At 71.3% G+C, this 14203-nt stretch carries 9 protein-coding genes; 4 read left to right on the top strand and 5 right to left on the bottom strand.

Annotation, left to right across the window (positions count from 1 at the left end):
- Positions 1 to 54: 54 nt before the first annotated feature.
- From ACJ8AN_RS18335 to ACJ8AN_RS18325, 3 genes are read left to right on the top strand one after another with little or no spacing between them, the layout of a single operon-like run.
- The gene (locus ACJ8AN_RS18335; RefSeq protein WP_407756671.1) at positions 55 to 657 is read left to right on the top strand and encodes a DUF2760 domain-containing protein; all 603 of its coding nucleotides are present in this window, start codon (positions 55 to 57) and stop codon (positions 655 to 657) included.
- 18 nt (positions 658 to 675) lie between these two features.
- Positions 676 to 2526 carry an Hsp70 family protein gene (locus ACJ8AN_RS18330; protein WP_407756670.1) on the top strand — a complete coding sequence of 617 codons (1851 nt, stop codon included), beginning with the start codon at positions 676 to 678 and terminating at the stop codon, positions 2524 to 2526.
- Between the two features lie 36 nt (positions 2527 to 2562).
- The gene (locus ACJ8AN_RS18325; RefSeq protein WP_407756669.1) at positions 2563 to 5337 is read left to right on the top strand and encodes an Hsp70 family protein; all 2775 of its coding nucleotides are present in this window, start codon (positions 2563 to 2565) and stop codon (positions 5335 to 5337) included.
- Between the two features lie 43 nt (positions 5338 to 5380).
- Here ACJ8AN_RS18325 and ACJ8AN_RS18320 read toward each other — a convergent pair whose 3' ends face one another.
- The 5 genes from ACJ8AN_RS18320 to ACJ8AN_RS18300 form a co-directional block, all read right to left on the bottom strand.
- Positions 5381 to 6967, bottom strand: a complete 1587-nt coding sequence (locus tag ACJ8AN_RS18320) for a PQQ-binding-like beta-propeller repeat protein (RefSeq protein ID WP_407756668.1) — start codon at positions 6965 to 6967, stop codon at positions 5381 to 5383.
- A 150-nt stretch (positions 6968 to 7117) separates the two neighbouring features.
- Entirely contained in the window at positions 7118 to 8674 is a 1557-nt protein-coding gene (locus ACJ8AN_RS18315) for a PQQ-binding-like beta-propeller repeat protein (protein ID WP_407756667.1), read from the bottom strand.
- Positions 8675 to 8811: 137 nt separating this feature from the next.
- On the bottom strand, positions 8812 to 9210 hold the full coding sequence (locus ACJ8AN_RS18310; protein WP_407756666.1) for a hypothetical protein: 399 nt from the start codon (positions 9208 to 9210) through the stop codon (positions 8812 to 8814).
- 232 nt (positions 9211 to 9442) lie between these two features.
- Complete coding sequence (locus ACJ8AN_RS18305) at positions 9443 to 11275, bottom strand: bifunctional metallophosphatase/5'-nucleotidase (RefSeq protein WP_407756665.1); 1833 nt, start codon at positions 11273 to 11275, stop codon at positions 9443 to 9445.
- A gap of 45 nt (positions 11276 to 11320) precedes the next feature.
- On the bottom strand, positions 11321 to 12595 hold the full coding sequence (locus ACJ8AN_RS18300) for a myxosortase-dependent phytase-like phosphatase (protein ID WP_407756664.1): 1275 nt from the start codon (positions 12593 to 12595) through the stop codon (positions 11321 to 11323).
- A 180-nt stretch (positions 12596 to 12775) separates the two neighbouring features.
- Here ACJ8AN_RS18300 and ACJ8AN_RS18295 point away from each other — a divergent pair, with 180 nt between their 5' ends.
- Entirely contained in the window at positions 12776 to 14074 is a 1299-nt protein-coding gene (locus tag ACJ8AN_RS18295) for an MFS transporter (protein ID WP_407756663.1), read from the top strand.
- Positions 14075 to 14203: the final 129 nt, after the last annotated feature.

Below are 14203 nucleotides of genomic sequence, written 5' to 3'. Positions count from 1 at the left end.
TCATTTGGCCTACGAGTGAATTGAAAAGCGCTCCGGGTCTGTTATCCGGGGCCGATGACCGACCAGCCCTCGCTCTCGTTCTTCGCTCGTTTCTGGCTCGCGTTCGTGTGCTTCTGGCGAATCTGGTTCGACCAGGCGTTCGCCCAGGCCGTCTTCCCCCTCCGTGAGGCCGACAAGGCCGGCAAGCTCCCGGCTGGCACCTCGCCCTCCGAGCTGACGTCGGGGAAGCCCGAGCCCGTGGCCCCACCGGAGCCCGTCGCCCTGCCCCCCGAGCGGGAGCACGCCCCGGCCCTCCAACTGCTCTCCATGCTGCAGCGCGAGGGGCGCCTCATCGATTTCCTCCAGGAGGACGTGGCCGCCTTCCCGGACGCGGACGTGGGCGCCGCCGCCCGCATCGTCCACGAGGGGTGCCGCAAGGTGGTGCGCCAGTACCTCGCCCTGGAGCCGGTGCTGCCCCAGACCGAGGGCGAGCCGGTGAACGTACCCCCCGGCTTCGACGCCCAGCGCATCCGCCTCACCGGCAACGTGGCCGGCCAGCCTCCCTATGACGGGGCGCTCAAGCACCACGGGTGGGTGACCACGGCCGTGAAATTCCCGTCCACCAGCGCGGCGCTGGATCCACGCGTGCTGGCGCCCGCTGAAGTCGAACTGCCCTGACCCCAGATTGGAGCGCATATGGCCCGATACGCGATTGGAATCGACCTCGGCACCACGCACTCCGCCGTCTCCTATTTCAACCTGGAGGAGGCGAAGCCCCGTGGCGCCGCGCAGTCCATGCTGCCCGTCCCGCAGCTGACGGCGCCGGGGACGGTGGAGGCCCGCACGCTCCTGCCCTCGTTCCTCTACCTGCCGAGCGCCCAGGAGTTCCCCCAGGGCAGCCTCGCGCTGCCGTGGAACCCGGGGGCCAGCAGCATCGCCGGTGAGTTCGCCCGCTCGCACGGCGCCAAGGTGCCCACGCGCCTGGTGTCCTCGGCGAAGAGCTGGCTGAGCCACCCCGGCGTGGACCGGCGCTCCGCCCTGCTCCCCTGGCAGGCCCCCGAGGAGGTGCAGCGCGTCTCCCCGGTGGAGGCCTCCACGCGCTACCTGCGCCACCTGCGCGAGGCGTGGGACCACACCTTCGCCCGCACGAAGGAGGACGCCGGCAACGCCATGGCCGCCCAGGACGTCATCATCACCGTCCCGGCCTCCTTCGACGCCGCCGCGAGGGACTTGACGCTCGAGGCCGCCCGGGCCGCGGGCCTGGAGAACATCATCCTCCTGGAGGAGCCGCAGGCGGCGCTCTACGCCTGGCTGGAGGCGCAGGGAGAGGCCTTCCGCAAGAGGATGAAGGTGGGCGAGGTCATCCTCGTGGTGGACGTGGGCGGCGGCACCGCGGACTTCTCGCTCATCACCGTGCGAGACCGCGCGGGCGAAGTGGAGCTCACCCGCGTGGCCGTGGGTGACCACATCCTCCTGGGCGGCGACAACATGGACCTCGCCCTGGCGCACACGCTCAACCAGCGCCTCACCGCCGAGGGCAAGAAGCTGGACGCCTGGCAGTTCAACGCCCTCACCTACGGCTGCCGCATGGCCAAGGAGACCCTGTACGGCGACCCGGCCATGGCCAAGGCGCCCATCTCCATTCCCGGCCGCGGCTCGTCGCTCATCGGCGGCACGCTGCGCACGGAGCTGGCCCGCGAGGAGCTCGACCGCGTCCTCACCGATGGCTTCTTCCCGCCCTCCCCCGTCGCCGAGCTGCCCCGCGTGGGCCGCCGCACCGGCCTCGCGCAGATGGCCCTGCCCTACGCGCAGGACCCGGCCGTGACGAAGCACCTCGCCGCCTTCCTCACCCGGCAGGCGCAGGCGCTCGCCAACTCGCCGGACTCGCCGGTGAACGTGGGCGGCAAGTCCTTCATCCACCCCACCGCCGTGCTCTTCAACGGCGGCGTCTTCAAGGCCGGCCCCCTCAAGGCCCGGGTGATGGAGGTGCTCAACTCGTGGCTCACCGCGGACGGTGGCCAGCCGGCCCAGGAGCTCGCGGGCGCGGACCTGGATTTGTCCGTGGCGCGCGGCGCGGCCTACTACGGCTGGGTGCGCGAGGGCCACGGCCTGCGCATCCGCGGCGGCACCGCTCGCGCCTACTACGTGGGCGTGGAGACGGCGATGCCCGCCGTGCCCGGCATGGAGCCCCCCGTGAAGGCCCTGTGCGTGGCCCCCTTCGGCATGGAGGAGGGCACCCAGGCGGACGTGCCTCCCCAGGAGTTCGGCCTCGTCACCGGAGAGCCCACCAGCTTCCGCTTCTTCGCCTCGTCCGTGCGGCGCGACGACAAGGTCGGCACCATGGTGGACGACGTGGACAGCGAGCAGTTCGAGGAGCTCGCCCCCCTCGAGACGACGCTCCCCGGCACGCCCACGCCCTTCGGGGATTTGACGCCCGTCAACCTCCAGGCCGCCGTCACCGAGGTGGGCACGCTGGAGCTGCGCTGCCTGCAGAAGGACGGCCCCGGGAAGTGGAAGCTGGAGCTCAACGTCCGCATGAGGGAGTAGAAGGAGCCCCCGCGGCCAGGGGCCGCACCCACGCCTATGCACATCGTCGGCATCGACCTCGGAACCACCCACTGCGCCGTCGCCTCGGTGGACCCCTCGAAGGGTCCCACCGCTCCCGTGGAGGACTTCCCCGTCCCCCAACTGGTGCGCCAGGGCGAGGTGAGCCCGAGGCCTCTGCTGCCCTCGTGCGTCTACGTGCCCGCCGGCCATGAGCTCGCCGCCGAGTCGCTCCGCCTCCCGTGGGGCGAGGGTGGCCAGCACGTGGTGGGCGAGCTCGCCCGCTGGCAGGGGGCCCGGGTGCCGGGCCGGGTGGTGACCTCCGCCAAGAGCTGGCTGTGCCACCCGGGCGTGGACCGCTCGGCGCCCATCCTCCCGTGGGGCGCTCCGGCCGACGTGGCCAAGCTGTCCCCCGTCGAGGCGAGCGCCCTGCTCCTCTCGCACATGGCCCGCGCGTGGAACCACGCCCACCCGGAGGCGCCGCTCGGCCAGCAGGAGGTCGTCATCACCGTGCCCGCCTCCTTCGACGAGGCGGCCCGCGCCCTCACGGTGAGCGCCGCGCGCAAGGCGGGCCTGGAGAAGTTCACCCTCCTCGAGGAGCCCCAGGCGGCCTTCTACGACTACACCGCGCGCCACCGGAAGGACCTGGCCAGGTCGCTCGAGGGCGTGCGCCTGGTGCTGGTGGTGGACGTGGGCGGCGGCACCACCGACTTCACCCTCGTGCACGCGGGCGTGTCCCCCGAGGGCCCCATGCTGCGGCGGCTCGCGGTGGGCGAGCACCTCATGCTCGGCGGCGACAACATGGACGCCGCGCTCGCCAAACGCGTGGAGGAGAAGCTCTTCCCGGACGGCAACCGGCGCCTGTCCGCCACTCAGTGGACCCAGGCCATCCAGGCGGCCCGCACCGCCAAGGAGGCCCTGCTGGGCGCGAATCCGCCCGAGCGCTACGGCGTGTCGCTCGTCTCCGAGGGCAGCCGGCTGCTGGGCGGCTCGCTGTCCACGGACCTGACGCGTGAGGAGGCGGAAGCGCTCGTCATGGATGGGTTCTTCCCCCGCGCGGGCGCGCAGGAGCGGCCGCGGCGCGTGTCGCGCATGGCGCTCCAGGAGCTGGGCCTGCCGTACGCGCAAGACGCGGCCATCACCCGGCACCTGGCGGCCTTCCTCGCGCAGCACGCGGCGGCGGGCTTCGCGGCCCTCGGGGAGACGGCGTCCTCGGAAGGCGCCCTGCCCCGCCCGGACGCCATCCTGCTCAACGGTGGCGTCTTCAACTCGCCGCAACTCGCCGAGCGGCTGGTGGAGGCGGTGAGCGCGTGGTGGCCGGGCGCCCCGCGCATCCGGCTGCTGAAGCACGAGTCGCTGGAGCTGGCGGTGGCTCGCGGCGCGGCCTATTACGGGCTGGTGCGGCGCGGGCACGGCCTGAAGATTGGCGGCGGCGCGGCGCGTGCGTATTACGTGGCCCTGCAGCGCCCGGCGGACAGCACGGAGCAGCCGGTGCTGTGCCTCGTCCCCCGAGGCTTCGAGGAGGGCAACCAGGTCGACATCGGCGAGCGCTCCTTCACGCTCACCCTGGGGCGGCCGGTGCAGTTCACCCTGTACTCCACGACGAGCGACCGCATCGACAAGCCGGGCGACGTGGTGGCGCTGTCGGAGGAGCTCAAGCCGCTGCCGCCCATCCACACGGTGCTCAAGGGCGCCGAGGGGAAGACGGCCGAGGTGCCGGTGCACCTGCAGGCGGGGCTCACGGAGATTGGCACGCTGGAGCTCTTCGCCGTGTCGAACGTGGCGGACGAGCGCTGGCGCCTGGAGTTCGAGCTGCGGGGCACGGGCGGCGAGCGCGAGCTGACCGTCACCGAGTCCATGCCCGCGCGCTTCGCCGAGGCGAAGGACAACATCGAGCGGGTGTACGGCAACAAGCCGCTGCCGGTTGGCCCCAAGGACGTGAAGCAACTCTCTCGCACGCTGGAGAAGGTGCTGGGCCCGCGCGACACGTGGCGGGTGCCGGTGCTGCGGGAGCTGTGGAGCTCGCTCTTCGCGGGGGCGTCCAAGCGGCGCCGCACGGCGGACCACGAGCGCGTCTTCTACAACCTCGCGGGCTACACGCTGCGGCCGGGCTTCGGCTACCCGCTGGACCACTGGCGGGCGGAGCAGACGTTCTCCCTCTTCGAGCCGCTGGTGCAGCACCACATCGAGAAGTCGGTGTGGATCGAATTCTGGGTGATGTGGCGGCGCATCGCGGGCGGATTGAGCGAGGCACAGCAGCGCAAGCTCTACGACTACCTGAAGCCGCACCTGGCGAGGAAGGTGCCGCTGGAGGCGCAGGCGCAGACGAAGCTCAAGGGGATTCAGCCCGAGGGCCTGGACGAGATGGTGCGCACGGCGGCCTCGCTGGAGCACCTCGAGCCGGGCGACAAGGCGGAGCTCGGAGGCTGGGTGGCGGGGCGGCTGAAGGCGGAGAACAAGAGCGGCGGCCCATGGGCGTGGGCGCTGGGACGGCTGGGCGCCCGGGTGCCGCTGTACGGCAGCGGCCACAAGGTGGTGGACGTGGAGGTGGCGGAGGCCTGGCTGTCACTGCTGCTGGAGCTGGGCCTCCAGCGCATCGACGGAGCGCAGTTCGCGGCGGCGCAGCTCGCGCGGCTCACGGGAGACCGCATGCGGGACCTCGGCCCCGAGCTGCGAGCGAAAACGGCGCAGGCGCTCCAAGCGTCGAAGGCGCCCGACACCTGGGTGCGGATGGTGACGGAAGTGGTGGCGCTGGAGGCCGCGGATGAAGCACGGGCCCTCGGAGATACGCTCCCCGCGGGCCTGCGCCTGTAATCACCCCTCGCCCTCGACGGCATGGGGGCTCACGCCCCCTGCCCTACAACCCCCACGGTGAGAAGGCGTAGAGCTTGTTGTTCGGGGTCCCCACTCCGAAGTTGGAGTAGCCCGAGCCCCAGTACACCGTGCCGTTGGCAATCGCCGCGCCCGAGTTGCACGAGCCGCCGCTGACGAACGTCCACAGCACGGCGCCCGTGCGCGCATCCATCGCGTACATGTGGCCCAGCGACTCGATGGAGCAGCCGAACACCACGCCGTTCGCGGTCGACACCGGCGCCACGTCCTGCGCGCCCGGGACCGGATCCGGCGTCTGCCAGAGGATCTGCCCGGTCGCCGCGTTCATCGCCGTGAAGTTGCCCCAGGAGCTCGTCTGTCCGTTGGGCAGCGTGTAGGGGAGGCGGTCATAGTTGACGTTGGCCGCGAAGATGCGCCCGTCCGCCATCGCCGAACCCCACATCATGCCGCCCCCCACGCCGCCCGGGCCCACCCGCGTGTTCCACACCGTGGCGCCCGTGTCCGGATCCAACGCCCAGTAGATGCCGCTCTTCTGGCCCGCGCCCAACAGCTGGCGCGAGTGACCGTCCGGAGTCGGCACCCTGTAGAGGATGGCGCCCTGGCCGAAGTCATAGTCCGGGCCGCCCGGCGGGGGGCAGTCCTCGGGACGGATGAGGCAGGTGAGGATGAAGACGTCCTGGGGATAGAGCTTGCGGCCCCACTTGATGGCGCCCGTGCTCGCATCCAGCGAGAGCATGGCGTCGAAGTAGTCGTCCGGCGCGATGCACGCCGCCGCGGTCTCGTCATCCGGGGCATTCACCAGGCACTCGCGCACCGCCGGTGGCACGTAGGAGTTGTTGCCCGTGGTCACGTAGAGGGAGTTGCGCGCCTTGTCGAAGGTGAGCGTGCTCCCCCACACGCCGCCACCCGCGTAGCCCTCGGGCATCACGAAGGTGCGCCACACCACCGCGCCCGTCGCCCTGTCCAGTGCCACCACGTTGCCGCGGAACGTGCAGCACGGGTACGACGGGTCCGCCGCGAAGCTCTCCTCGTACGAGGCGATCCCCACGTACACCCGGTCGCCTTGGACGATGGGCGACTGCGTGATGACGGCCGCGGGGTGCGAGTCCGGATGCACCTTCCACAGCAGGTTGCCCGTCTGCGCATCCACGGCCAGGAAGTCGCCGTTGAGCGTGCCGAGGTACAGCTTCCCGTCCACCAGCGCCGGGGTGTTGCGCGAGCGGCTGCCGGGGATGCCCGTGTACTCGGAGATCCGCCGCGACCAGATGCGCTGGCCCGTGAGGGCGTTCACCTTGTGCAGCCAGCCGCCCCAATCCGGGAAGTACAGCGCGAGCGGCGTCACGGCCGGCGTCGCGGAGACGTCCCCCTCGGCCGTGAACACCCACTTCGGGCGCAGATGCGGCGCCGTCAGCGGGCTGATGAACCACTCGCCCGCCGCGTTGCGCGTGTTGTGCAGATCATGGCCCGCGAAGCGCCAGGAGTCCGGGGCCAGGTCGGCCAGGTCCAGGGACGTGCTCGAGAGCTGCTGCGAGAAGGCGAGCACGGGAAGTAACGCCAGCACCAGGCCCACGGCCCGGTGCAGCGCACGCCCATGGGATTGCATGGGGAACATGTCGTTTCCTTGCGAAGAGTGATTCAGCCGAGGGCCCCCCCCCTACCGAAGCGGTGGACACACTCAGCGGTTAGCTCACTCCACCTGGGGGCGAAGAACAATCCCCGCCCCTCGAAAGACACGTTCCCGCGCGGGCGAGCTTCACCGTGCCTACGGCGCCGGCACGGTGAAGGCGTAGAGCTTGTTGTTCGGGGTCCCCACCTGGAAGTTGGAGTAGCCCGAGCCCCAGTACACCGTGCCGTTGGCCACCGCCGCGCCCGAGTTGCACGAGCCACCGCTGACGAACGTCCACAGCACGGCGCCCGTGCTCGCGTCCATCGCGTACATGTGGCCCTGCGCGTCAATCGAGCAGCCGAACACCACGCCATTGGCGGTCGTCACCGGCGCCACGTCCTGCGTGCCCTGGATGGGATCCGGCGTCTGCCAGAGGATCTGCCCGGTCGCCGCGTTCAGCGCCGTGAAGTTGCCCCAGGAGCTCGTCTGGCCGTTGGGCAGCGTGTAGGGCACGTGGTCGTAATTGGCGTTGGCCGCGTAGATGCGCCCGTCCGCCATGGCCGAACCCCACATCATGCCGCCTCCCGTTCCACCCGGACCTACCCGCGCGCTCCACACCGTGGCGCCCGTGTCCGGATCCAGCGCCCAGTAGATGCCGCTCTTCTGGCCCGCGCCCACCAGTTGGCGCATGCGGCCGTCCGGGCCCGGCACCTTGAAGAGGATGGCACCCTGGCCGAAGTCATAGTCCGGACCGCTCGGCGGGGGGCAGTCCTCGGGACGGATGAGGCAGGTGAGGATGAAGATGTCCTGGGGATACATCTTGCGGCCCCACTTGATGGCGCCCGTGTTCACGTCGAGCGAGAGCATGGCGTCGAAGTAGTCGTCCGGCGCGATGCACGCCGCCGCGCTGGCATCGTCCGGGGCATTCAACAGGCACTGGCGCACCGCGGGCGGCACGGTGGAGTTGTTGCCCGTGGTCACGTAGAGGGAGTTGCGGCTGCGGTCGAGCACGAGCGTGCTGCCCCAGACGCCACCGCCGGAGTACCCCTCCGGCATCACGAAGGTGCGCCACACCACCGCGCCGGTGTTCTTGTCCATCGCGACCACGTTCCCGCGGAACGTGCAGCACGGGTACGAGGGGTCCGCCGCCATGCTCTCCTCGTACGAGGCGATCCCCACGTACACCCGGTTGCCGTGGACGATGGGCGACTGCGTGATGACGGCCCCCGGGTGCGAGTCCGGATGGGTCTTCCACAGCAGGTTGCCGGTGTGCGCATCGACGGCCAGGAAGTCACCATTGAGCGTCCCGAGGTACAGCCTCCCCCCCTCGAGCGCCGGGGTGTTGCGCGACTTGCTGCCGGCAATGCCCGTGTACGTGGAGATCTGCCGCGACCAGATGCTCGCCCCCGTGGCGGCGTCCACCTTGTGCAGCCAGCCGCCCCAGTCCGGGAAGTACAGCACGCCGGGCCCGATGGCCGGAGTCGCGGAGACGTCCCCCTGCGCGGTGAAGATCCACTTCACGTACAGGTTGGGCGCCGTCTGCGGGCTGATCAGCTCCTCGCTGCTCGCGTTGCGCGTGTTGTGCAGATCGTGGCCCGCGTAAGGCCAGCGATCCGGGCCAACCGCCTGCGCGAAACCGAGCAGCGGCAGCAGCGCCAGCGCCAGGCCCGTGGCCCGGCGCAGAGAGCGCCCGTGGAATTGCATGGGGAACATGTCGTGTCCTTGAGAAGAGTGATGCGACCCGAGGGTCCACCGCCGAAGTGCAAGCGGTGGATACTTGGTGGGTAGATCACTCCACCTGGGGTCGGAGGACAATGCCCCGCCCCCAGAAGGACATGTTCCCGCGGGGCTCAGCCCTGCGAGGCGACGGCGATCTCCGCTTCTTCCTCGACGGCGGCGGCGGCGGGGGCCGGCACCACCTGGAGGTTGGCGACCGCGGCGGGAATCTCGGCCACGGTGCCGATCGCCTCGGTGGCCTTGTCCTTGGGCTTGCGAGTGCCCGCGCCCGAGCGGCATCCGCGGCACCAGGGCTGATTGCGAATGGCCCCGTCCGCCATCTTGCGCAGGCCGAACTGCGCCAGCGGCTTGAGCGTGCGGCACTTCAGGCACATCAGCGAAATGAGCACCTCGTGCCCGTCGACATCATAGACAGCCGACTTGCGCCGCTTGCGCGGCTGCCCCGGCTCGCGCGACGTCTTGGCCTCCTTCGAGGCCGGCGGCGGCATCATCGGGGTAACCTTGTAAAGCATGTGTGTCCCTCCCTGCCGGCGGGCCGCGATCGGTGCCTCGAAAAGGCTCCTCGGATCACGGCGCGCCTTCCATAGACTAAGGAGGATTCCGGCCGTTGAAAACTGATCCCAGGCCGATTTTTCGGCCCGGGATGCGATCCCTCCGGATCTCGGCCACTTGCGGGTGCTCCCTCCATGGCCGAAACCGCGCCGGAGCCGATTTTCCGGCCCGGGCGCGGTTTTCACTCCATTGTCAAGGCCGCTCGGAGCGGGCGGAGGCGGGGCCCTTCGAGGCGCACGGCGCGCCCTCGTCCACGAAGCTGATGCGGCCTGTAGCGGGCGCCGCGATGGGCGTGCCCCGGGCCTGCCACCAGCTCGCGAGCGCGTCGCGCAGGGTGAGCTCGCGGCCCAGCCCCAGGTCGATGCGCTCGGCGGGCACCTGCGCCAGCACCTTGTCCAGCCCCGCGGCGCCCCGGGCCAGGAAGTCCGGCAGCACCACCCGGTACAGGCGCTTCGCGTCCAGCGGCTTGCCATCCGCCAGGGTGACGTCGCGCAGGCGCTCGGGGCCGGCGCACTTCGCCAGCTTCACCTTCAGGCCCGACTGCTGGAAGACGCCGTTGCCCGTGCCGTAGGCGGCCGCCACCAGACGCCGCAGCTCGTCCCCGGTGAGCGTGACGATGGCCACCGTGTTGTCGAAGGGCAACACCTCGTAGAGGTCGCCATAGGAGAGCGCCCCGGGCTTCAGGTTGGCGCGCAGGCCGCCCGAGTTGAGCAGCGACACGTCCACCTTCTCCATCTCGCGCAGCGCGTCCGTGAGCACGTCGCCGAGCGCGCTCTCGCCCTCGTAGTCACGCCCCAGCATCCCGGTGACGGAGACGCCCAACGAGCGGCGCTGCACCTCCTCCACCCGCGCGAGCGCGGGGGCCACGAGCGCCTCCACCTCCGCGTCCGCCACCACCTCGCCCCCACGGAACGTGGGAGGCACGAGCTGCGCCGAGGCGCCCAGCTCCTTCAGCTTGCGCGCATCACAGCTCCCGCTCTTCGCCTCCACCCGCGCGCACACGGGAATGGCGGCCTGGAGTTGCGTGCGCTCCGGCAGCACCTTGTGGCTCACCGCGTCCACGAAGAGCTCCACCACGCCGAAGGAGCGGCCCTGGCCCGAGGTGGACAGCACCGGCACGTTGCCGAAGAAGTGGCCCATGGGCTGGTGCGTGTGGCCGGCGAAGACGGCGTCCAGCGTGCCCGGCGGCAGCGACTCGACGAGCCCGTAGATTTCCCCGTCCGAGCGATCGCAGCTGGAGGTGTCGCGCGGGTTGGAGAGGTCCGCGCACTTGCCTCCGGCGTGGGCGAGCCCCACCACCACCTCGGCGCCCTGGGCGCGCAGGCGTTGGGCGGCCTCGAGCGTGGTGGGCACCATGTCCTCGAAGCGCAGGCCCGGCACGAGCGCGGGGTTGGCGATGCGCGGCGTGGACGGCGTGGTGAGGCCGATGATGCCCACCTTCACGCCCTGGAGCGTCACCAGCAGCGTGCCGTCATTGCCGAGCCACGCGGGCGCCTTGCCGGTGGCCGCGTCGCGCATGTTCACGGTGAGCAGCGGGAAGCGCGCCTGGTGGATGCGCGCGGTGAGCGCACCGAAGGCGTCCTCGCTCGGCCCGGGGATGGCCTTGGGCCCCACCGGCCCGTAGTCGAACTCGTGGTTGCCGAGCGCCGCGGCGGCATAGCCCAGGCGGTTGTAGACGTCGATGACGGAGGCACCCTCGGTGAGGTTGGAGGCGAGCGTCCCCTGGAAGAGGTCTCCCGCGTCGAGCAGCAACACGCCGCCCGGGTTGTCCGCGCGCAGCCGGGCCACGTAGCCGGCGAAGACGGCCGCTCCCCCCTCCTCCGCCTGGAGGCCGCCGGGCAGCGCGGTGGTGTGGGGCATCAACCAGCCGTGGAAGTCATTGGTGCCCACCAGGGTGAGCCGCACGGGAGCGGCGGGCGCCTGGAGGGACTGGGAGGAGGACGGAGACTCCGCGGGACGCGGAGCGCTGGCGCAACCGGAGACCGCGAGGGCCCCCAGCGCGAGGAGGAGTCGGGAGGAGTGCATGCGGGCGGCGAGTTGAGCCCAGCGGCCCCCCGCAGGCAACCCGCATCAGGCCCCGGGGCGCCGGCGCGAGAGCAGCAGCACGCCCAGCAGGGCGAGCAGCAGCGTGCCCGGCACGGACGCCGAGGCGCAGACGCAATTCTGACCCGTGGTGACGCCCCCCTCCGGCGACTCCGCGGAGGGAGTGGGAGGCGGCACGTTGCCGATGGGCCCGGAGCTCCCCCCATCCGTCGTCCCGCCATCCGCCGTCCCGCCATCCGTGGTGTCCACGGGACCGGTGTCCACGACGAGCGGCGTGGTGAAGCCGGTGGCGATCGCTGGCCACGGGACGAGCTTGAAGTTCTCGTTGGTGCCCGCGTTGGTGCTGTCGTGCACGGCCACCAGCCCCAGCGGGAAGAGCGTGCCGAGGGAACGGTTCGTCGCCACCACCTGGCGAGGGGACTCCACCGCGTCGATGCCTCCGTCCGCACCGACGGTGAAGCTGCCCCGGAAGGTATGGGCGCCGGGCTGGCGCTCGTAGATGCGCACCGCGCTGTCTCCCCCGTTCACCGCCAGCAGGTAGCCGCGGACTCCCGACGCCCTGTAGAGGGCCACGCCGCCCAGCGGCTGGGACAGTCCCCCTCCGGTGACGGTATCCACCGAGACGCGGATGTCCGTGGCCTCCGGCTCCGCGCCGTACTCCCAGATGCCGACGCTCTGCTCGACGACGTAGAGCTTGCCCTGGGCATCGTCCACCGCGAGGCCCACCACCGCGTTGCCCACGTCGAAGGAGCGGACCACGGCGGACGCGGTGCCTCCATCCGTCTGGGCGGTGAGCTCGAACTGCTCGACGAGGCCCGTCGCACTCCCAGCGAAGGCGAAGACACGCCCGGTGGCGGGGCTCACGTACAGGGCCACCGAGCTGGGGGCGAAGCTCGGGGCGGTGACGTTCGCGAAGCCCGCCCGGCGGAACTCGAGCGTCGCGGGATCGATGATGTAGCCGATGAGCGCCTGCGCCGTCGTGTTGGCCACCATCACCAGCGTCTGGGAGATGCCCCCCACCACGACGCCCTCCTGCACGTCCACGCCCTGCACCGCGCCCTCGGCGAGCAGCGGCCGCGCGGTGCCATTGAGGTTGTAGACGAGCAGCCCCGTCTGGTTGTCCGCCACGAGCAACAGGCTGCTGGACGGGTCCGTCGGGTGCATCCAGAGGGCCGCGCCCTGCACCACGGGCCCCGTGCCGACCACCGGCTGCGTCTCCAGCATGGGCGACACCTGGATCGTCTGCTGGGCGAGCACCGGAACACCGGTGAGAAGGACGGCCAGGACAAGCAATGTTCGCAAGCGCACGACAGCCCCCTCGGCGTTATTCGCCGCAACGGGTTGGGCACGAGCGGCCCCCCGCGCAAGGTGCGAGCGCCCGGAGACGTTCACCCGCGAGCCCGAGAGGCGCGCTTGGGCCCCGGCGACCGTCCAGGGGCGTACGTGAGACGGGTACCCGGGGGCTCCGGTATCCTCCCGGCCATGCACACCGGTGAGGGGGAGACCCAGGGACTCGCGGGCCACCGCGGCGAGGCAGTGGCGGCCATGACACAGGCCCAGGCGCAGCCGTGGTGGAGGGAGCCCGGCCGGGGCCAGTGGCTGTCCTTCCTCGCCGCGTGGGTGGGCTGGGTGATGGATGCCTTCGACTTCACCATCTACCTGCTGGTGATGCCGGAGATGGCCAGGGAGTTCGGCGTCGGCGTGACGGCGCTCTCGGGCTCCATCACGCTCACGCTGCTGCTGCGGCTCATCGGAGGCCTGGCCGCCGGCTCGGTGGCGGATCGGTGGGGCCGCAAGCTGCCGCTGATGATCTCCGTGGTGTGGCTCGCGCTGTGCGACGGCGCGGTGGCCATGGCGCCCACCTTCACCTGGGTGCTGGTGCTGCGCACCCTCTTCGGCTTCGGCATGGGCGCCGAGTGGACGAGCGGCGCCACCCTGGCCATGGAGAACTGGCCCGAGCGCAGCCGCGGCATCGCCTCGGGCATCCTCCACGGGGGCTGGGCCGTGGGCTACCTGCTGGCCGCGGTGGTGTCCGGCTTCGTGGTGCCCGTGTGGGGCTGGCGGGCCCTCTTCATCATCGCCGCGGTGCCCGCACTGCTCGCCTTCCCCATCCGCTTCCTCGTGCCGGAGAGCTTCGACCGGGCCAAGGCCCAGGCCGAGCGGCAGGCGAATTCGCTGCGCGGCTTCTCGGGCTCGGGGTTGATGACGCGGCTGGTGTGGGGCTCGCTGGTGATGGCCTTCAACTTCGGCGGCTACTACGGGCTCACCAGCCTGTACCCGGTGCTCCTGAAGACGGAGCTGGGCATGACGACGCAGGGCGTGTCGGTGCTGGTGACGATCGTCAACGTGGGCATGCTGCTGGGCACGGCGATGTGCGGGGCCCTGGCCTCGCGGCTGGGCGTGGCGAAGGCGGTGGCCATCGCCGCGTTCGGCATGCTGCCCTTCCTCCCGCTCTACGTGGGCCTGGCCCCGGGGCTGCTGTGGCTCGGAGCCTTCGCGGGTGGCCTGTTCGGCGCGGCGCCTCCGGGCATCGCCCCGCTGCTGCTCACCTCGCTCTTCCCCGCGAGCATCCGCGGCAAATGCGTGGGACTCGTCTTCCACGTGGGCGCTTTCCTGGCCGCCTTCATCCCCATGGGCATGGCCGCGCTCGTCGAGCATGCCGGCTTCACCCACTCGCAGGTCATCATGCTGGTGGGCGGCCTGTGCCTGGTCGCCATGGCGCTCGCGCTCCTGCTGCGCCCCAGGGCCACGCTGGACGAGGCCCCCGCCCCCACCCACTGAAAGGGCGGTCCTCGCGAAGCAACCGCCTGTCCGCCCGGCTGGCGCTCCAGCACACGGCGCTCCCCGGGGCACGTGTCACGAATCCGTGCCCGGCACTCTGCCTTCCCTGGAAATGGGAGGAGGAAGCGC

This window comes from Archangium sp. (assembly GCF_045802675.1).
Lineage (GTDB): Bacteria > Myxococcota > Myxococcia > Myxococcales > Myxococcaceae > Archangium.
The sequence above is the reverse complement of the archived record's forward strand: the minus strand, read 5'-3'. Positions and strand labels throughout refer to the sequence as shown.